The organism is Cysteiniphilum halobium, assembly GCF_003574425.1.
GTDB classification, from domain to species: domain Bacteria; phylum Pseudomonadota; class Gammaproteobacteria; order Francisellales; family Francisellaceae; genus Caedibacter; species Caedibacter halobius.
Genome location: NZ_QLIU01000049.1, coordinates 45,587 through 65,147 on the forward strand (window position 1 = coordinate 45,587; position 19,561 = coordinate 65,147).

Annotated in this window: 18 protein-coding genes; 10 read left to right on the top strand and 8 right to left on the bottom strand. The window is 38.2% G+C overall.

The genetic code is table 11. The annotated features are described in order from the left end of the window. Positions 1–60 precede the first annotated feature (60 nt). On the top strand, positions 61–507 hold the full coding sequence (locus DNK85_RS08525; RefSeq protein WP_119329151.1) for a hypothetical protein: 447 nt from the start codon (positions 61–63) through the stop codon (positions 505–507). A gap of 112 nt (positions 508–619) precedes the next feature. Here DNK85_RS08525 and DNK85_RS08530 read toward each other — a convergent pair whose 3' ends face one another. Genes DNK85_RS08530 through ubiG form a run of 4 tightly spaced genes read right to left on the bottom strand, consistent with a single transcriptional unit; the run spans position 620 to position 3,765 of the window. Next, positions 620–1,600 carry a hypothetical protein gene (locus tag DNK85_RS08530; RefSeq protein ID WP_162896628.1) on the bottom strand — a complete coding sequence of 327 codons (981 nt, stop codon included), beginning with the start codon at positions 1,598–1,600 and terminating at the stop codon, positions 620–622. Between the two features lie 56 nt (positions 1,601–1,656). Beyond that, positions 1,657–2,427, bottom strand: a complete 771-nt coding sequence (locus DNK85_RS08535; protein WP_119329153.1) for a hypothetical protein — start codon at positions 2,425–2,427, stop codon at positions 1,657–1,659. Beyond that, entirely contained in the window at positions 2,403–3,101 is a 699-nt protein-coding gene (locus DNK85_RS08540) for an HAD family hydrolase (RefSeq protein WP_162896629.1), read from the bottom strand. The genes DNK85_RS08535 and DNK85_RS08540 overlap by 25 nt, the downstream gene beginning before the upstream one ends. Further along, positions 3,064–3,765: a bifunctional 2-polyprenyl-6-hydroxyphenol methylase/3-demethylubiquinol 3-O-methyltransferase UbiG gene (ubiG, locus tag DNK85_RS08545; protein WP_119329155.1), complete on the bottom strand. Its 702-nt coding sequence runs from the start codon at positions 3,763–3,765 to the stop codon at positions 3,064–3,066. The genes DNK85_RS08540 and ubiG overlap by 38 nt, the downstream gene beginning before the upstream one ends. A gap of 364 nt (positions 3,766–4,129) precedes the next feature. On the opposite strand from ubiG, the gene DNK85_RS08550 reads away from it, so the two are divergent. From DNK85_RS08550 to DNK85_RS08580, 7 genes are all read left to right on the top strand, one after another. Beyond that, positions 4,130–6,418 (top strand): putative bifunctional diguanylate cyclase/phosphodiesterase, encoded by a 2,289-nt coding sequence (locus tag DNK85_RS08550; RefSeq protein WP_119329156.1) that lies wholly within the window; start codon positions 4,130–4,132, stop codon positions 6,416–6,418. A 290-nt stretch (positions 6,419–6,708) separates the two neighbouring features. Further along, a complete protein-coding gene (gene gatC, locus DNK85_RS08555; RefSeq protein ID WP_119329157.1) occupies positions 6,709–6,996 on the top strand; it encodes an Asp-tRNA(Asn)/Glu-tRNA(Gln) amidotransferase subunit GatC in 288 nt (95 codons plus the stop codon). Positions 6,997–7,007: 11 nt separating this feature from the next. Further along, on the top strand, positions 7,008–8,459 hold the full coding sequence (gene gatA / locus DNK85_RS08560) for an Asp-tRNA(Asn)/Glu-tRNA(Gln) amidotransferase subunit GatA (RefSeq protein WP_119329158.1): 1,452 nt from the start codon (positions 7,008–7,010) through the stop codon (positions 8,457–8,459). Then, the gene (gatB, locus tag DNK85_RS08565) at positions 8,456–9,874 is read left to right on the top strand and encodes an Asp-tRNA(Asn)/Glu-tRNA(Gln) amidotransferase subunit GatB (RefSeq protein ID WP_119329159.1); all 1,419 of its coding nucleotides are present in this window, start codon (positions 8,456–8,458) and stop codon (positions 9,872–9,874) included. The genes gatA and gatB overlap by 4 nt, the downstream gene beginning before the upstream one ends. An 86-nt stretch (positions 9,875–9,960) precedes the next feature. Next, positions 9,961–10,779: an SDR family NAD(P)-dependent oxidoreductase gene (locus DNK85_RS08570; protein WP_119329160.1), complete on the top strand. Its 819-nt coding sequence runs from the start codon at positions 9,961–9,963 to the stop codon at positions 10,777–10,779. A 16-nt stretch (positions 10,780–10,795) separates the two neighbouring features. Then, the gene (locus DNK85_RS08575) at positions 10,796–12,181 is read left to right on the top strand and encodes a hypothetical protein (protein WP_119329161.1); all 1,386 of its coding nucleotides are present in this window, start codon (positions 10,796–10,798) and stop codon (positions 12,179–12,181) included. Positions 12,182–12,249: 68 nt separating this feature from the next. Beyond that, positions 12,250–12,627: a RidA family protein gene (locus tag DNK85_RS08580; protein WP_119329162.1), complete on the top strand. Its 378-nt coding sequence runs from the start codon at positions 12,250–12,252 to the stop codon at positions 12,625–12,627. Between the two features lie 112 nt (positions 12,628–12,739). Here DNK85_RS08580 and DNK85_RS08585 read toward each other — a convergent pair whose 3' ends face one another. From DNK85_RS08585 to DNK85_RS08600, 4 genes are read right to left on the bottom strand one after another with little or no spacing between them, the layout of a single operon-like run. Next, the gene (locus tag DNK85_RS08585; RefSeq protein WP_119329163.1) at positions 12,740–14,023 is read right to left on the bottom strand and encodes an AmpG family muropeptide MFS transporter; all 1,284 of its coding nucleotides are present in this window, start codon (positions 14,021–14,023) and stop codon (positions 12,740–12,742) included. A gap of 30 nt (positions 14,024–14,053) precedes the next feature. Next, a complete protein-coding gene (locus DNK85_RS08590; RefSeq protein ID WP_119329164.1) occupies positions 14,054–15,157 on the bottom strand; it encodes an anhydro-N-acetylmuramic acid kinase in 1,104 nt (367 codons plus the stop codon). Between the two features lie 8 nt (positions 15,158–15,165). Then, positions 15,166–15,543 carry a hypothetical protein gene (locus DNK85_RS08595; protein WP_119329165.1) on the bottom strand — a complete coding sequence of 126 codons (378 nt, stop codon included), beginning with the start codon at positions 15,541–15,543 and terminating at the stop codon, positions 15,166–15,168. A gap of 4 nt (positions 15,544–15,547) precedes the next feature. After that, entirely contained in the window at positions 15,548–16,204 is a 657-nt protein-coding gene (locus DNK85_RS08600; protein ID WP_119329166.1) for a hypothetical protein, read from the bottom strand. A 371-nt stretch (positions 16,205–16,575) separates the two neighbouring features. On the opposite strand from DNK85_RS08600, the gene DNK85_RS08605 reads away from it, so the two are divergent. Beyond that, complete coding sequence (locus DNK85_RS08605) at positions 16,576–18,000, top strand: RHS repeat domain-containing protein (RefSeq protein WP_119329167.1); 1,425 nt, start codon at positions 16,576–16,578, stop codon at positions 17,998–18,000. A 376-nt stretch (positions 18,001–18,376) separates the two neighbouring features. Beyond that, positions 18,377–19,534 carry an alpha-hydroxy acid oxidase gene (locus DNK85_RS08610; RefSeq protein WP_119329168.1) on the top strand — a complete coding sequence of 386 codons (1,158 nt, stop codon included), beginning with the start codon at positions 18,377–18,379 and terminating at the stop codon, positions 19,532–19,534. Positions 19,535–19,561 lie beyond the last annotated feature (27 nt).

Below are 19,561 nucleotides of genomic sequence, written 5' to 3' on the forward strand. Positions count from 1 at the left end.
AAGCACAGGGCTAACAGGCGGCGCAGGCCATGCGGCTAACCAACAATAGGAGGATGCGCTATGACTACGTCAATCGATCAATTGTTTACCAAGCAACAACGCATTCATTTTGACAGTTGCTGTCAGTATTTTGAATTAGCTCTATCTTATTTCGGCTATAACGTACAGGCGCAATGTTGTATTGATGATAAAAAGAAAGTAGTTCTTTATGCGGTTAATGTTTTTTATCAAGGACAACAGCGTCAGGTGTTTACCGCACTGACACTGGATGAATTCTACAAAAAAATGGAATTAGTATATCAGTTGTATATGTATGCTAAAGATCATCAAACGAATCTTGATGAAGCGCTAGATTATTACCTTGATGAATACCAACAGTTTATTGCGGTTCAAGGTGAAATTGATGACTTACTGAACTGGCAAGATTTTATCGATGAAGAACTCGGTAAGACAAATAGCTATAGTTACGATATGGTATTAAGTAGTGAGAATAGAACGCTACATTAAAGCATTAGTAATACCGCTAAATTCAACAGTTAAAGCAAGCTCATTGTACCAGTAGAAAGTTTAAGCATTTTAGCGATGAAGAAAACTTCAGCAATGCTATTTTAGTCAGCGATTAATTGCTTGCAACAGGTACTACGACACCGCTTGTGCCTAAACTGCAACTTAGGTCACCACTGTCAGCAACGGTGCAGTTAGATACAGGAAAAGAAAAGCTAATATTGGTTGTTATGCTTGAGCTATTGGTAATTTGCGCATAAAGGCGTGCTACCTGATAATTAGCGCTTGTGCCATTAAAACTCAGACTTGTCAACGAGTAGCTTGAGCTACCACCCACCAGTTGATTGCTTGTGAGGTTTCTTGTATTACCTGACATGCTTAATACTGAATTGCATGTAGTAAAGTTGGCGTTACAAAACTTAATTGAATTATAGGTCGAGTTAGATCCGCTTGAGTTACCGGTAATCTTAAGACTAATCTTATCACTATCAGAAATATTGGCAAAAGGATCGACAAAAGTATTATTTTCCTTGGCAATGCCATAGCTATAACTACTATTGACTGAACTAAAAGTTGCTTGAAATTTAGTGGATGTATTAGGGAAATATGAACCACCAGAATAGTTATTATAATTGTTGCTATAAGGGTTATTATAGTTAGATAAACTGCCACTTGTGCTGTCATTGTTTTGATTTTTTGTTTGCGTGGCATCATCTGCAGATTTATTTTTATTATTCTGAGTGCTTGCTTGCTGCTGTTTTTGTTGATTTGCACCCCCACCATTATAACCCTCCGGTATTGGCGCACCACCAGGCAAGAAAATTGGGCTATTCATTGCTTCGCGATCCAATGGTGAGGGCATTTTTTCAGCCTTTTTTGGCGTGGTTATAACGTCTTGTTGTCTTGATTTTTGTAGCGCTTGGACTTCCGTCATTAGATGATTAAGGGTTTGTTGATTTTGCATTAAGAGCTCTTTGAGCAAAGGCTTAACGGCTAAAGAGTCATGCTTATCAAATGGTTTTGATGGGCTGGTGTTGGCAAACACGCCATGCATAGCAATCAAACTCAATAATAAAATTAAACATTTTCTACTCATGGCAGCAATATGGCATATTTAAGTTAAGTGTAATTGTATAAGAAAAATACGGAAGATTAAAGTTTTGATGCAAATACACTGGCAAATAATAGGGAAAAAGGTGAAATATGGATACTTTCGGTAAATGGATTACCGACCTTCTGGATAAATTTTTTAACACATAATATTTGCTGTTTATGTAGTGCAATCAATGGTTTAATCTGTTTAATTTGCGCTGATGTTAAATTTAATTGAGCCTTTAATATCTGCGTGTGTTGCATGAGTTTCTCCATGACTTGATGGAAATTCTCTTTAGTGACTTGTGGTGTTAATGTGCTATCTAACCTGATATTGCGTGAGAAGTGCTTGCCAATCATAAGCATATGGCGTAATAACTCATCGATATGATTTAATGTTTTAATGTGCTTAATTTCATTACACTGCAATGCGCTTGCTTTGAGCGTGGCAATACCAAGAAAACTGTCGCTAAGAAGATCAAGTGAACCTTGATAATTGCGCCCATTAGCAATCGTCTGTAAAGCATAATCCAGATCATGAGTTAAACATTCATGTAATCTGTCAAACTCAAAACATGGATATAAAATAGCGAGTAATGGATGATCGCGATGTTCTTTTAAATTGACTAACGCCTGTTGCCACCATTGCAGTTTTTGCAAACTAGGATAAGGCTCAGAGTACAGCTCAGATGCCTTAAGCCATTGGTATTTTAACTGATCCAGGGCGTAAAGTATTCTCGCAGCATCCTCTGAGCAATGCCGATAAGCATAATAATAAATAGATCCAGGTTGCGGGGTATTTTCAGTCAGGCAAGCGTATAGATAATCCACTGGCGTAATTGCTCCAAGTTTGAGATTTTTAAGTCATAGTCATCTTCATTGATCGTACTTATTTCATAACCATAATCAGCAAAAATACGATAACAATACGCGCGTTTTGCAGCAATCATATCCGATTGAGTGTCACCGATATACGCGGTGTACTGTGATGTCCTGTTTAATGATTTAAGTGCATGAATAATCGGCATAGGATGTGGTTTTTTATAGGTTAAATCATCAGCACAAACAATGATTTTGGCATTTTTGTATTGTGGTACTTTATCAATGACAGCCGCAGTTAATTTGCGCGTCTTACTGGTAACAATTCCCCAATCAATAGAGTATTCATGTAAGGTATCCATTAATTCACGTGTACCGATAAAAGGATGTGTCATATCTGCAGCATGCAGTTGATAATGTAAAAAAGCATCATATTTCAAAGTGCTTAACTGCTCACTGGTGAGTTGTCCATTGATTTTCTTTAATAAAAACTCAACACCACGACCTGCGTGTTGCCTTAATGTATCTGCCTTGAAATCAACAGGTAGCTTATGACAAATAAAAGCATGCTTTATCGCATTAAAAATCCCCTCGGATGAGTCAAGCAATGTACCATCAAGATCAAAGAGTAATAAGTCAAGCGGCTGCTTAGGACTCCTTGGTAAATGCGGCGATGTAGTTAACATCAGCATTGCCTCCTAGAGACAGCGTTTTGGTCAAAGGATTATAGTGCACGCCTTTGATTTTGGTGACCTTAAGCCCATATTTGCTTGCAACATTGATTAACTCAAGCGGTTTGATGTACTTACTATATTCATGTGTGCCTTTGGGGATAAGCCCCATGACATACTCCGCCATCACAATCGATAAAGCAAATGACTTTAAATTACGATTTAATGTTGAAAAAAATACCCAACCACCAGGTTTACATAACTCAGCACATGAACGAATAATGCTTTCAGGATCAGGCACATGTTCAAGCATCTCCATACAAGTAACAAGATCAACACTTTGTGGCTCACTTTGTGCCAGGTTTTCAACTGTGTCTTTTAGATAGCGAATGGAAAGATTTGATTCTAATAAATGAAGTTTAGCAACACTAAGAGAAGCTTCAGCAAGGTCCAAGCCAGTAACATTTGCATTCTTCTTAGCAAGTGCTTCGGCTAAAATACCACCGCCACAGCCAATATCAGCAATGTTGAGTTGCGCCAAATTACCCACACACTCCTCAATAAACCGCACACGCAATGGATTCACTTGGTGCAATGTGCGAAACTCACCATCCTCACACCACCACTGATGCGCAAGTGCGCTAAACTTATTAATTTCAGCTTGATCAACATTCATCATAATTAGATTGCTTCTATGTTGCGGTTTTAGAACTTATGTCATCATAACAAACCGTACTGTTGTTGCGATATAAAAAATTACCAAATAGCAAATGCTCAAAGCGCTTACTCAAAGCATAAAACAATTTACGATGGGGAGATAGCTATATAGCTCATGAAAAATAAGTAAGTTTTATTACCCCTCACCCACGCAGCTTACAATGCATGAGCTCTCCCACATGAGGTGGGATAATCGTTGCTGCAACTTATTTTTTCATTATTACTATACATAAATTGTTCAGATGATCGCTCGAAAAATAAATTATTAGCGCTATACTGAGAAAATGGCAAGTAATGGTAGTTGATAGCGACAAGGATGACGGACTTTGAAGATATTCAAAAAAATCAAAAAATCCAGTAAAGCCGATCGACTTATCGGTAAGCAAGTGTTCTGGCGCGTACTAACCAGCACCATTGTATTACTCACCTTGTCCTCTTTAACGGTTTTTGTTTTGTCATTTTACCCTTTTTATCAAAAAACACAGCGTACGATCAATCATTACTATGAAGAGGTGTTAACCAGCTACAAAACAGAAATTCAACTTTCTTTGTCAGAGGCAAGAAGTATTGCATTGCAGATAAGTAGCCGCACACAAGCCGCATGGCTTACTGAAGAAATTGAACGAAAATACCAACAGGGTGATGCTATTATTGATGAAGTCAATGCCTTAAGGCAAATTTTAGCATCAGCACTAGTGTCAAGTGTTGCATTACAATCGATACAGCGCTTTGAAAGCAATGGACATTTACTGATTGAAGTAGGTGCCAAACAGCATCAGCGTTTTAACAAAAAAGCACTTACATTTTCAACCGAAAATGGCAGTTTAACTGCGATTCTAACAAGCCCAATCTACACGCAACTTAGACAAGATAGAGAGATTATTGGATATGATCGGCTATATTTTGACTTAAGTAGGCTATTGAACAAATTCGAATCTGAAAACCTATCGCAGAAACGCGACTTTTATTGGTTTATAAAAATGGGGAGCTCATGGCAGGCAGTAAGTTTCGGTTTTGCCAATAATCTTACAACATTACCAACAGAGGCCTTAACTCAGCTAAAGACAAAAGAGCAATCAAATCTTATCATCAAAGACAAAAGATATTATTTCAAACGCATCAATGGACAACAAGTATTGGCCATTGGCATTAACAATAAGACAGTAGTGTCAAATATCTGGCGGAATCTCTCGCATATTCCATTGACAATGCTTGGTTTTGTTGTGGTATTTATCCTGTTGTTATATCTTTTATTACGCCCCATGCTCAATAAAGTCATCGTTGAAAATAGTCGTTTTTATCAGCTTCTGAACGAAGATGGACATACTGCATTACCAAATCGCCGATACTTTGAAACAGTGTTTGAAAACATGTTAGAAGAAGCTTTAGAAAACAATAAAAAGCTTGCTTTATTGCATATTGATATTGATCGGTTTAAAAATATCAATGACAGCTTTGGCTATTACTTTGGTAATATCGTATTGCGTGAGGTTGCGGTGCGATTAAAGTCCAGTGTACGCAAAAGTGACTTTGTCGCACGGATTGGTGGTGATGAGTTCGTCATTGTATTAAAAGACACTCGCTCCTTAGATGATGTTAAGTTAGTCATAAGCCATTTGTTTGCAGCTGTCCATCAGTCAATTCTAGTAAAGGATTATCCTATTAATCTTAAGATAAGCATTGGTGCAGCAATGTCACCAGAGCACGCTAGTAATCGCGAGACATTGATGCAATATACCGATATGGCGATCAGAGACTGCAAAAAAGCCGGTGGCAATAGTTATTGCATCTTCAATGAAAAGATAGGCACACGTTATTTTCGCCGACTTGAACTTAGCAAGTATCTAGCTAGTGCAATCAAAAACAATGAATTTTATCTCATGTTTCAACCAATTATCCATTTGAATGATAAGCAAAAAATGCATTTTGAAGTATTGCTTCGCTGGCATAATCGTTATTTGGGCGAAGTCTCACCTGGCGAGTTTATTCCCGTTGCTGAGGAGCTTAAGCTCATTATTGAACTGGGTGCTTGGGTTATTCGCCAGGCATTTTATCAGCTTTATCAGTGGCATGAGGATGAAGCAATTATACATAAACCAAGCATTTCAATTAACCTCTCAGCAGTGCAGATTAACAATGCGTCGGTCCTACTGACATTTTTAGAGCACTTGATGGCACAAATGAATATCCCGAGTGAGTATATTACTTTTGAAGTAACCGAAACCGTGATTATGGATAATTTAGATAATACTTCGCAGGTGCTCAAAGCCCTTAAAAATATGGGCTTTAAAATATCAATTGATGACTTTGGCACAGGGTTTTGCTCGTTAAGCTATCTTATTCATGCGCAGATTGACAATATTAAAATTGACAAAGTTTTTATTGACGACATGCTAACAAACATCAACAGTAAATTGATTGTTGAAAGCATTATTGATTTGAGCCATCGCCTAGGATGCACGGTAATTGCCGAGGGGGTTGAAACCATTGAACAATACCAGCTACTAAAAAAATTGCAATGTGATTATATTCAGGGCTACTATTTCAGCATGCCATTATCAGCCTATGACGCGACGCACTTTATCGAACATAAACCGCATCATCAATTGTTTTAGTTATCATTTAACAATGCATACCCATCGTAAATCATTTTGTAGTGTTTGGTTACAACGCAGTTTGTGAAGGTTTTGTCAAGTTGAATGGCAGGCAATAGCTGCCCTTGCCAGAGGCTTTGGGCGCTCTTTTGCTAAAACAATGAAACTGTTCATTGTTTCTTAACGCATTCGCTATTGTCAAAATTCAACTTGGCAAAATCACAGAAAATGCAAAGGAAAAAATTCTGTAAAATGGTTTGTGATGGGTATATGATAAGCCTCTATACAAAACAAGCTTTGGGAATCAGATAATGGCAATCTCGCAGCAAGAGTTAAAGCATATTCTCATGCTTTCAAAATTAAGAGCCAATCCAGAAGATTTGGCACAATTTGAATATGACCTGAACAATATTTTTAATCTGTTTGACAATCTGAAGTTAGTTGAAACCCGTGGGATTAACCCGATGATTTCACCTTTGCAAAGTCACTATCAAACGCGTGATGATGTACCTAAGATACAAGAAAATGCAGAGGTCTTCACACGCATTGCACCTGAGTTTTCTAAGCAGCATTTTATCGTGCCAAAAGTGATTGAATAAGGGAGTTTTTTGTGAGTATATTAAAAGCATTGCGTCAGAAACTAGATGATAAAACCATAAGCTCAGTAGAGTTAACAGCAGATTATTTAAGAGAAATAAAGCATAAAAATAAAGTATTAAATGCATTTATCGCATATAGTGAAACACAGGCTTTAGCACATGCTAAAGAAATGGATGATTTGATTGCCAAAGGTCAGATGACACTATTAACAGGTCTTCCTGTGGCACATAAAGATAATCTGTGCACTGATGTACTCACTACGACCTGTGCCTCAAAGATATTGAGCACCTACCACTCACCTTTCAATGCAACGGTTGTTGAAAAGCTTAAAAATCAAGGCATGACATTACTAGGCAAAACCAATATGGATGAATTTGGTATGGGTTCAACCAATGAAAATAGTTTTTTTGGCGCAGTTAAAAATCCCTATAATTTAAGTCATGTCCCTGGTGGTTCATCCGGTGGCTCGGCGGCGGCTGTTGCCGCTGGACTCACCCCATTTGCCACAGGCAGTGACACCGGAGGGTCAGTAAGGCAACCTGCAAGCTACTGTGGTATCACTGGGATGAAACCAAGCTATGGCACTTTATCACGCTACGGTTTAGTGGCATATGGCTCGTCCTTTGATCAGGTTGGTGTATTAGCCCATTATGCTGAAGATTGTGCTTATTTATTGCAAACCATGGTGGGAAAAGATGACAAAGATGGGACGAGTATCTCAACAGAGAAAGACTTTTTTACCAAATCGTTACAGCAAGATCTAGCAAGCCTGACCATTGGCATTGATGAGCATTTATTATCAAAACTCTCGCCTGAGGCACAAGCGCTACTACAAGACTGTATCGCTGTTTATCAAAAGCAAGGTGTGAAGATTAAAAACATTCAGTTGCCTGATTTACAAGCTGCTGTTTCAAGTTACTATGTATTGGCGCCGGCAGAAGCTGCCACGAACTTAGCGCGCTTTGATGGTGTGCGTTATGGCTATCGCAGTGCGCACGCAAATACGTTAGATGAGCTGTATATCAATAGTCGAACAGAAGGGTTTGGTACCGAGGTTAAACGCCGAATTGTCATTGGTAACTATGTCTTAGCAGCCAGCCAGTATGATGCCTATTATCACAAAGCCCAACAAGTGCGTGCCAAATTAAAGCAAGATCTTGACATGATCTATCAAAATGTCGATATGATTTTACTGCCAACAGCAGCGACGACTGCACCAAAACTGGGTGCACAAAAAGATCCAGTGACAACTTATTTATCAGATATGTATACATTGATTGCTAATTTAACAGGGGCACCGGCAATTTCATTCCCTATTGGACATATTGAACATTTGCCATTTGGCGCACAACTGATGGCAAATAATTTTAAAGATCATGTATTACTACAAGCAGCCTGTACATTTCAGCGTGAAACAGCCTTTCACCTGCCACAACAATTATTAGTAGGAGTCGATGCATGAGTTATGAAATGGTCATTGGGCTTGAGGTACATGTCCAGCTTCAAACACAAGCCAAAATATTTTCACAGGCTGCAACCTTATATGGACAAGCACCAAACTCGCAAGTAAGCTTTCTTGACATTGCTTTACCGGGAACTTTGCCCGTGGTTAATAAAAAAGCAATCGACATGGCAGTGATGTTTGGTTTAGCCATTGATGCAACAATTTCAAAAAACAGCTTTTTCGCACGCAAAAATTATTTTTATCCAGATTTACCCAAAGGCTATCAAATCAGTCAATCGAATAATCCGATTGTGCAAAATGGTCAGCTTGAGATTACAACGAATAAAGCCATTAAAACCATTCGCATTGAACGCGCCCATCTTGAAGAAGATGCTGGTAAATCGGTACATGATTTTATTGGCGATCAAACCGGTTTAGATTATAACCGTGCTGGTACTCCTTTACTTGAAATCGTGACACACCCGGATTTTCGCAGTGCTGAGGAAGTAGTCTGTTATCTAAAAGACCTTCATCAACTGGTACAGCATTTAGGGATTTGCGATGGTAATATGCAAGAAGGATCATTCCGTTGCGATGTTAATTTGTCGATTCGCAAACCAGGTAATGCACTTGGGACAAGGGCTGAGCTTAAGAATATTAACTCCTTTCGTTTTATCGAAGGTGCAATTCATTATGAGTATCAACGTCAAGTCAATACCTTGGAAAAAGGTGGTATAATTACACAAGAAACACGGCTTTATGATCCTGATAGCAACGAAACACGCAGCATGCGCAGCAAGGAAAATGCCTTTGATTATCGCTATTTCCCTGATCCTGATTTATTGCCCATCCTCTTATCTGATGAGGAAATCATGCGCATAAAATCGCAGATGCCGCTGCTGCCAAAAGTGCGACGTGAAGCATATACCAAAACGCTCAACGCTGATGAAGTCAACTTCTTAATGGATAACCCGAAAGTAGCTGATTATTACGATGCATTAACGCAAAGCATTGCACCGAAAACGGCATTTAACTGGGTTGCCGTTGAGCTACAAGCTGTTTTTAATCGTGCACAAAGCACATTTGATGCTACTTGCGTACCTGTAAAGATATTGCTTGAGCTCATCACGAGCGTTGATAAGGATGAGATCTCTTTAAAATCGGCTAAAGCCGTGTTGCAGCAATATTATGACCAACCACAAGCAATACAAAGCATTATTGATCAACTCGGTGTGCGTCAAAGCAATGACCTTGGATTGGTTGAAAGCTTGGTTAATGAGATACTCGCCAATAACCCACAACAAGTCCAGGATTATCGCGCTGGAAATAAGAAACTCTTAAGCTTTTTTGTCGGACAAATAATGAAAAATAGCAAAGGTAAAGCCAATCCTAAGCAGGTCAATGAAATATTAAATAAGAAGTTGTATGAGTAGCTAAGCGTAAATCATATTTAAAGGTGCAAATGTATGTATCAAACATTGGACACTAATCTTCTCAATATATTGGAGTTAATTTTTTAATGGACGTACAAACGATTTTAATTACAGGCTGCTCGCATGGCGGCATCGGTTATGCCACTGCAAAATATTTAAAGGCACAAGGTTACCGTGTTTTTGCCTCCGCTAGGAATCGAGAAAACGTTGAAAAGCTCATTGCTGAAGGTTTTGAAACTTACTTGATTGATGTGTTAAATGATGCGCAAATAGATACTGCATTGGCTGATATTCTACAAAAGACGAATGGTAAATTAGATGTTGTATTTAATAATGCCGGTTATGCACAAGCCGGTGCCTTGGAAGATATTCCAACAAAATACGTCAAAGAGCAGTTTGATACCAACTTTTTTGCGCTACACAACCTGACGCGTAAAGCACTTAAAATAATGCGCAAGCAAGGGTATGGCAAAATTATCCAGCATGGTTCAGTCTTAGGGCTGGTTTCATTGAAATATCGAGGAGCATATAATACCAGTAAATACGCCATAGAGGGGCTAGTTGATTCAATGCGTCAAGAGTTAAGAGGCTCCAACATCCATATGACGATACTTAATACCGGACCGGTGACCAGTAAAATCCGAGAAAATTCAATGAAAACAGTTAAAAATATTGAACTGAAAAATTCGGTGCATTTAAGTGATTATAAAAAACTAATATCAGGTGACCATAAACCTGTACCATTTAGCGAAGAAGCCATTTCCGTAGCCAAGGTTGTTGAGAAAATTCTTAAAGCTAAAAATCCCGCACCACGCTACAGCATCACTAAATTTACCAGTATTGCTAAGTTCTTGAAATGGATACTATCTAGTCGCGCACTTGAACGTACATTAAGTAGATTTTAATAAAGGAACACTACCAATGTCACCACAACGCGCTTTTTTGATTAACTGTATACGCCACCCAAGTATTTTATATTTCTGTATTTTGCCAGTATATGTCCCTATTCGGGCATTAGCAGAAAGCATTTCAAGCTTTAATCAAGTTTTTAAAGATGATTTTGAACGTTTATATTTCTTCTCAGATATGCTGATTATTGGTGCGATTTTAGGACTCATTACTTGGCTTACCATCATGCTAACTGAAAAACTGGTCAAAGACGTGAAGCAAAAGTCAGATGCCTTAACAATGGTTGGTTTCTTCTGTCCATTTTTATTGATGTTCACTACCTATATCCTGCTCTCCGGAAAATTTGGTGGTGGTATACTTTACATGACAATGGGAGTGCATTTCTTTTTATTATCCTATCTAGGCAATCAAGTCGTATTGCATACTAAACGTTATCAGCTTGTTGTAGAAGACTCACTTTCCAATGAGATCAAAAACAACCTGATGTCATTTATCGTCAACACCCTTGGCATTATCGTCACCATTTTGTTTGTTGGCTTCTCTTTTTTAAATCTGCTGTTGCCTTTCACCTTGGTGACTTCGATTTGTGGTGCATGTTTTTACTACTTCCGTTTTGTGCGTGGCATTGAAACCTTCAATATACAGGTGTTTTTAAAATGTCTACTCTCCTTTGCCATAGGCGCATTATTAGCACTGTTGTGTGGCGCATTAATGTATCGCTGGCATAATATCGCTGATGCACTTGTCATTGTCATTATTGTTTTTCTGAGTATTGCTATCGCTATCAAAACCAAGCCACGCTATATTATGTTGTGCATCAATGGTGCAAGCCAATATAGTATTGTTGTTTATGTGTTGATGTCATCGGTACTGTTGTTTTTATTCAATGATCAATTTTCACAAATCTATCAAGCAGTTTATCCGTTAGAGCCTGTATTTTCATTAATCGTCGTGATCATTGGTTTGCGCCTTATTTTACATAAGAAAAGCCAAACAACTGATGCTAAGATACGCCAGAATATCTTTTTATTTGGTATGTTGATGTTGCCGCTATTGTGGTGTTTTTATACCATTGGCTCAGCTAATGTAGCTTGGGTATTACTTGCCGTTATTGTGTTTTTTATTATTTACGCAATTGTCGAATATGTCGTAATGTTTAGCTTAAGACAAATCATCTTCACCAATCAATATTCAAATCAAACAAATACCTTGTTAAGCACATATCTTAATATCTTATATCAAGGGTTTATTCCGGTCATTTATTTAACTATCACCTCATTACTGCATCATTACTCAACAATGGCTTTTAAAGAAGTGTTACTATCTAGTTTACTGATACTCGTGCTATTAGTAATTGTGTTTAATTTCATAACACAACTCTCTTTACGTAAGTGCTGATACATGCGTTGACAATTTCCACCAGTTTGACAGAATAAAATTTTCTCTATAAAACATAAGGATTCTTTATGAAAGAAGTCGTCAAAACCAATAATGCACCACAGGCAATAGGGCCCTATGTCCAAGCAGTGAAAATAAATGGCATGTTATATACTTCAGGGCAAATTGCATTAACTGCTAAAGGAGAAGTAGTTAAAGGCGATATTAAAATGCAAGCAACACAAGTAATGCACAATTTAAAAGCCGTCGTTGAAGCGGCAGGTAGCCGTATGGACAAGCTTATCAAAACGACCTGCTTTATTAAAAATATGGATGATTTTGTCGCCTTTAATGAAGTCTATGCTTCATTTTTTCAAGACATGACACCACCGGCACGTTCATGTGTTGAAGTCTCACGCTTACCAAAAGATATATTAATTGAAGTTGAAGCAATTGCTGAAATGTAGCAACTCAACTGTATTTTGACTCGAAAACTCAATGAGTACTTAATCAAAAACGATCCTCAATTAGATATAAAAAAGCATGTAGCAAAACGGGCTATCAAGCATCCTAAGTGTCCTACGCATGTAGATTTCCCATTAGCACAATCTGCTTGCGTGCCAACCAGATGGCAAAAGTAACAATACAGCCAAGAATAAAACTTAATAAAAACAACATCTCCCAACCCCAAATTGCTTGGACATTGCCAGCCAAAGGTCCTACTAAAACACGACCCAATGAATCAATCGAGCTTAACACTGCAAACTGTGTCGCAGAAAAGCTTTTATTGACAAGACTCATAATCATGGCTACCAACACAGCAGTTCCCATCGCACCAACCATATATTCAATAGCAACGGAGATAACCATCAAATAATAATTTTTACCTTCAAATGCTAACCACATATACATCAAATTGGCTACTGCCATCATAAAGCTAAATACCAAGAATGTGCGAAATAAACCAAATCCTTTGGCTAACATCCCACCGAGCACCAAACCAATAAAAGTAAATATTAAGGCATTGGTTTTATACGAGACTGCAATGGTGACTTTATCAAAGCCAAGATCAGCAAAAAAAACAGTATTAAGAGAAAATGCCAAAGCATCACTAAACTTATAAAAAATAATAATTAAAAGCACAACAATTGCCACACCAAAACCACGACGTGTAAAGAAATCATAAAATGGCAACACAACGGCATCTGCAAATGTTTTGGGACGATTGTCAACTTTGGTTTCATAAGCTAAAAAAGTACCGATAACCGCCACAGCAAAAAACGGAATAAGTGCTAATATTCCCTGTTGCCAGTTATTATTGAAATACTCAACCATGATCAATAGAAAGGCACCTGTGACCATCATTGCCACGCGATAACCTAATACCGAAATGGAACTACCCAGTGCTCTTTCGTCTTCGTCTAACACTTCTGTTTGGTAAGCATTAATTGCAATATCCTGTGTTGCTGAGAAAAAGCAAATTGCCAAGGCAATACCAGCAATAATCAGCGGTGATTGTGCAGGTGAGAATTGACTCAATAAAAACACACAGACAATTAATAATAGCTGCATTAAAAAAATCCAGCCTTTGCGTCTACCAAGATATTTAAAGCTTATGCGATCAATCACCGGCGACCATAGATACTTTAGCGTATATGGCAATGCGACAAGCGATAATAAACCAATATCTTGAATGCTAATCCCTGATTCATGATACCAATAGGTTAATGATGACGCCGTAAGCATTAACGGCAAGCCTGACGAGTAACCCAAAATAAACATCACCAGCATTTTACGACTTTTAAATAAACCAGCAATACTGTCTATGGTCGCCGCTTTTAACTGTTGTGAAAAGTGTCCCATGATCCCTCCAAAATATAATGTTATGCTGCATTAACAAGCATGATAACTTCCTGATATAACATCTTTAATACTTCCTGTTGTCACCGAAAATGGTATTTTTATCTTATTTGTATGACAATAAGCAAACCAGGCAAAGGCAATCGCCTCAATCCATGCCCCATCAACACCTAAAGCATTAATGCTTTGCACATTTACATCTGGTAAATACTCTCTAAGCAATGCCAATAAGAAATCATTACGCGCACCACCACCTGCAACATAAAGCTCATGAGTATCTGCTTGATAAGCTAAAATAGCATCAGCAACTGAACGCGCCGTCAAATGATGTAACGTTGCCTGTACATCTTGAGCACTTTCATCAGCGGATAAGTAGTCAACTAGCCATTTTAAGTTAAAATACTCAAGCCCAGTACTCTTAGGTGCGTCTTGTGCGAAATAAGGATCTTGCAGTAATTGATCCAATAGTTTTGGTAACAATACACCACCGCGCCCCCAAGCACCCTCTTGATCAAATATTTGAGCACAGTGTTTACTGACCCAGTGATCCATCAAAGTATTACCAGGTCCCGTATCAAAGCCAATTAAAGGTTTTTGTGGATGTAAACAGGTAATATTGGCAATCCCACCTAAATTTAAAATCACCCGAGGTATCTCTTTATCAGCAAAAAAGGCTTGATGAAATGCCGGCACCAGCGGCGCACCTTGCCCACCAAAAATCATATCTTTATTACGAAAGTCATTAATCACAGAAATACCTGTAAGTGCTGTAAGCACATTACCACTGCCTAATTGAATACTAAACTTACGCGCCCCTTGTGGCTGATGATAAACCGTCTGCCCATGGCAGCCGATTGCCACAATATCTTTTGCATTGAGATTGTTTGCTGCCAGCATTTGTTTAACGCACTGTGCATAACTTTCTGCTAATTGATAATCTAAATCACCAAAATCAAATAAGGATAACTGATAGTTTTGCGCGAAAATATCTTTAATTCTTGCTTTAATTTCAGCTGGATAGACAAAGCTTTGCTGTGCTTTGAGGCTAAATGAATCACCATTAAACGCCACGACAACACAATCAATGGCGTCCATGCTGGTGCCAGACATTATACCAATATAGTAACTATCATTCATCCTCTAACTCACTTTTTATCTTTAACATAATTGGCAAGAGGTAGCGCAAACATACCGACAAATAATACAAGTGCAATAAAAAACAGTACCTGCAACCACCAAGGAAAAGAAAGCATCACCTGCCAGGCATGATTAAGTTGCGATACAGTGCTTTCAAATACTTGCTTTTGTGTTGGCATATAACGTGCTGAAATCATTGAAACAGATACCAAATAAAACAACGTCACGATATACAATAGTCCATATTGCTTATAGCGTTTGATCTTAAGATGTTTTTGCTCAAGAAAGCGATTTATCTCATAATCATCATCACTTGCACAACGAGAAGTTAAGGTTTTAATCCAGAAAAATGCCAATATGACAGCATAAATAGCAAAAACAATCATCTACTTACCAACTTTTAGCAACGTTTTTGAGAAACACATCTACTTTCTGTTCATTCTCAACCAAGGCTGCACTATCCGCTTTTAAGGGTAGCAACGCACCACCACTTAACCTTGCTTGACCCACACTGTTTTTGTATACCACAACAGGCACTGAATTGATTAACCCTTTTAAAATCATCATATTATGATTAAACTGCTCAATTTGTGCGTTTGTTGGATGTACCACAGGTGTAATACCACCTTCCTCTTTGGCATAATTAAAACCAGCTTCATTTTGCTTTAATGCATCAATCGGTGACTTTGCACTTAAAATTGCCATTGCTTTTAGTGGGCTTGAACGCTTAATAATACCAATCGGCACCCAGCGAATCGCTAAATTTCCTGCATTGACTTGGTTTTGTGTCGCCTCAAATAAGGCATGACAGAAAATACAATTGGGATCAAAGATCACATACATATTACGCACTGCAGTTTTTTGCCCTTGCTCAATGAAATTTGCGGTTTGCAATGCTTGATACAGTTTATCAGCCGCTGGATCGGTTGAATGCAAGTCAATCTGCTGTTTTTTGTTGACTTCTTTATCATGCGGCCCAAAAAAGTAATAGCCACCGCCAAAAATAATAATCAACGTAACTAAAAGCAGTAATACACGTCTTACCATAAAACCAGTCCATTTCATCCAATCAAAAGTAAGCTCAAGCCTAGCGAATTTCGCTTATTTTCGCCACTTTTTATTGCTAGATTTATTCTATAGCCACCCCATAAATAAACACATTGATTATAAGCTAAGCTTATTGATATAGTTGATTTCTTATTGAGAATTAGGGTTAAGAGATGTGTCCTACTATTTTAAATGCGACTTTAAATGCGACCGCAAACCCTAAAACATATCCAGCACTATGACCTACCTCGCAAGTCTACAAAGCTGCCCCACATTCATCTACATATAAATTATTTTTGACTTTCACCCTACGTTATAAATTTCAATGGTAACTGTCTTGTTTGAACACACCATAAATAATAAGGTCAAAAATGTTAAATAACAAATCTAAGCTATGCATTGGCATGATCATGTCGTGTCTTTTAATCACCCAAAGCATAGCGTATTCACTAGGTAGCATTAAATCGGTGGATAAGCAAAGCGTAAATCATCGCAGTGTTTTGGTCAGCTCAGCGATTCATTATACTGCCAATGGCAATATATCTATGGATAATCAAGGGGCGAGTTTTAGCTATAATGCGGCAAATGAGCTAACACAAGTAAGCCTTGCCTCAGGTGCTAAAGAAGGCGATTATTACTATGCCAATGGGCTACGTTCTGTAGCGCAAAATAGCACCAAGGTACTTGTACATTACTATTCACGCCATAATCAACTATTAAACACAAGCGACGGTGCCCAACAATCATCCACGTATTTAATCACTAATAATGCAGTGGTGCGTAGTGTTAATGGTAATGCAACCGTGCTGTTACGCAACCGTCATGGTTCGGTAATTGGTCAGTTGGGTGATAATCCACAATTTTATCAATATAGCGTCTATGGGGTTCAGAGGACGGAAGACAGAGGACAGAAGACGGATCATGAAAGTGGATCATTAGCTCTTGCTATTAATCCACTTCGTTACTCGAGTTATATGTTTGACCCATTGACTGGCTTATATTATCTCAAAACACGTGATTATGATCCAGGTTTAAGAAGTTTTATGCAGGCAGATAGTTATGCTTTTAATAACCATAGGTTAATCAATGGTTATTTCTATGGTAATAGCAATCCATTAATGGTGGTTGATCCTAGTGGGCATATGGGTGTGTTTCACGAAGATACTCCAAAACTACGCCAAGAAATTAGCAAGCTTATAAAAGTAAATAAAAGAATACAACCCGTAGAGGAAGGAATAGAAATGCAAGAACTCCTAAGTCCAGATGACCTGTTTAATGACTTCATTAAGAGGGGTCTCCCAAGCAAAGAAAGTATACAAAAGGACGCCAAAGAGTTTTGGGGGAACCTCTCTGATGAGGATAAAATACATGGTACGGTTGAGGCAACACATAAGAAGGAATATTCAAAATCAGAGATATTTAAGACCACACCATTTGAAGAGTGGCAACTTACCAAAGAAACGAAGGATATCTTGACATACGAGATTAAGGGAATCGAATTTGAAATAAGTAATAGAAGCCCAACTATGGGGGAGTTCAGGGCAGAAAATTTCAAAACTTATATCCAGGAGCACTCTGAGGAAACTATTCAAACTACGCTTTTAGGCAAAGAGCCAAGCAAAGAATATTTAAATTCAGTTATATTAGGCAATCTATCCCCTATATTATCACCCATCGACATCTCTACTGGTGAGAGAAAACCAAATTATAATCAATATATATATTCTTATCACAGAAATCGTGAAGAAATAAAGACATTAGTTCTGGAATATTACAACAATGATCCACAGCTTTAGATGTAGAAGCAAATAGTGATTCCTTTTAGATCTGCGTTGTATCGTGCTGCTATTGTCTAGGTATTATTTTTTAAAATCTATTCACAAGCGATCACACTACAGGACAGTAGCCACTGAAGCCCTTTATTTTTAAGCGTTTTCATGTCATTTTTGTTTTGCTAAAAACGCAATAAAAAGAAGCATGGAACACGCAAAGGAACTTCAGCAGCTACTTAAGCACCATTTTAACGATACTCGTCACACTTTAGAATGCCTAAGTAGTGTGCTGCAAATTCAACAGCAGAAATACTGTAAAACGGTATGCGTTGGGTATATATTGTTATAGGGAAGGCATAAAGATAGAAAGGAAATCTCATGACAAATAGAGGATGGTCTAATGCAAAAAAAGCTTGAACATATTCGTAGTATTGAGCAAATGAGAGCCCTGTACCATAAAAAAGTACCTAAGGTGTTTACGCAATATTGTGATTCAGGTTCTTGGAACCAAAGCACTTATCATGCCAATGAAAGCGATTTTCGAAAATATTACTTTAGGCAACGCGTCCTTGTCGACATCAAAGAGCGCACACTTGCAACAAACATCCTTGGAACAAACTACACAATGCCTGTCATTTTAGCGCCAACTGGGCTTTTAGGCATGCAACATGCTGATGGCGAAATTCTGGCTGCAAAAGCAGCCGAGCGCTTTGGTATCCCTTATACACTCTCAACGCTATCTATCTGCTCTTTAGAGGATGTTGCCGAACAAGTCAGCAGACCATTTTGGTTTCAATTATATGTTATGAAAGACAGAAATTTCACCCGTGAGCTTATCAATAGAGCAAAAGCAGTCGGGTGCTCAGCACTTGTTTTAACGGTTGATTTACAAATGATAGGTGAGCGACATGCTGACTTTAAAAATGGTTTATCCATCCCACCCAAAGTTACTTTTAATAACATTATCAATATAGCAACAAAATTTAGGTGGTGGTCTAAGATACTTACAACATCTCGCAGAAATTTTGGCAATATAGTAGGGCATGTTAATAACCTTGATAATCTATCATCTTTAAGCAGCTGGGTATCAGAGCAATTTGATCTCTCTCTTAACTGGAACGATATAGCATGGATCAAAGATCAATGGCAGGGCCCCATTATTGTTAAAGGCATTCTGGATGTTGATGATGCGTACAAAGCTGTTGCCTTTGGCGCTGATGCGATTGTTGTATCTAATCACGGTGGTCGCCAACTTGATGGCGCCCCATCATCCATATCTATGCTCAATACGATTAATCAAGCAGTTGGCAATAAGCTTGAAATCTTGCTCGATGGAGGCATACGCTGTGGACAAGACTTATTAACAGCAAAAGCACTAGGCGCTCAGGCTGGGATGATTGGGCGTGCTTTTATCTATGGACTTGGCGCATATGGCGAAGATGGTGTTCGACGCATTCTAGAAATACTCTATAATGAGCTAGACAAAACCATGGCGTTCTGTGGTCATACAAATATTAATTGCATTGATCAGAATATCTTAACTCAATCAACTTTTTAATCCCATTTTCTTGACTAAACGCCAAAG

What these genes read in the sequence shown, in the direction of transcription:
- ubiG (WP_119329155.1), bottom strand. Translation starts at nt 3,765, where the DNA reads ATGATGAATGTTGATCAAGCTGAAATTAATAAGTTTAGCGCACTTGCG.
- gatC (WP_119329157.1), top strand. Translation starts at nt 6,709, where the DNA reads ATGGCAATCTCGCAGCAAGAGTTAAAGCATATTCTCATGCTTTCAAAA.
- DNK85_RS08575 (WP_119329161.1), top strand. Translation starts at nt 10,796, where the DNA reads ATGTCACCACAACGCGCTTTTTTGATTAACTGTATACGCCACCCAAGT.
- DNK85_RS08605 (WP_119329167.1), top strand. Translation starts at nt 16,576, where the DNA reads ATGTTAAATAACAAATCTAAGCTATGCATTGGCATGATCATGTCGTGT.
- DNK85_RS08595 (WP_119329165.1), bottom strand. Translation starts at nt 15,543, where the DNA reads ATGATTGTTTTTGCTATTTATGCTGTCATATTGGCATTTTTCTGGATT.
- DNK85_RS08610 (WP_119329168.1), top strand. Translation starts at nt 18,377, where the DNA reads ATGCAAAAAAAGCTTGAACATATTCGTAGTATTGAGCAAATGAGAGCC.
- DNK85_RS08540 (WP_162896629.1), bottom strand. Translation starts at nt 3,101, where the DNA reads ATGTTAACTACATCGCCGCATTTACCAAGGAGTCCTAAGCAGCCGCTT.
- DNK85_RS08525 (WP_119329151.1), top strand. Translation starts at nt 61, where the DNA reads ATGACTACGTCAATCGATCAATTGTTTACCAAGCAACAACGCATTCAT.
- DNK85_RS08600 (WP_119329166.1), bottom strand. Translation starts at nt 16,204, where the DNA reads ATGGTAAGACGTGTATTACTGCTTTTAGTTACGTTGATTATTATTTTT.
- DNK85_RS08590 (WP_119329164.1), bottom strand. Translation starts at nt 15,157, where the DNA reads ATGAATGATAGTTACTATATTGGTATAATGTCTGGCACCAGCATGGAC.
- DNK85_RS08580 (WP_119329162.1), top strand. Translation starts at nt 12,250, where the DNA reads ATGAAAGAAGTCGTCAAAACCAATAATGCACCACAGGCAATAGGGCCC.
- gatB (WP_119329159.1), top strand. Translation starts at nt 8,456, where the DNA reads ATGAGTTATGAAATGGTCATTGGGCTTGAGGTACATGTCCAGCTTCAA.
- DNK85_RS08570 (WP_119329160.1), top strand. Translation starts at nt 9,961, where the DNA reads ATGGACGTACAAACGATTTTAATTACAGGCTGCTCGCATGGCGGCATC.
- DNK85_RS08585 (WP_119329163.1), bottom strand. Translation starts at nt 14,023, where the DNA reads ATGGGACACTTTTCACAACAGTTAAAAGCGGCGACCATAGACAGTATT.
- DNK85_RS08530 (WP_162896628.1), bottom strand. Translation starts at nt 1,600, where the DNA reads ATGAGTAGAAAATGTTTAATTTTATTATTGAGTTTGATTGCTATGCAT.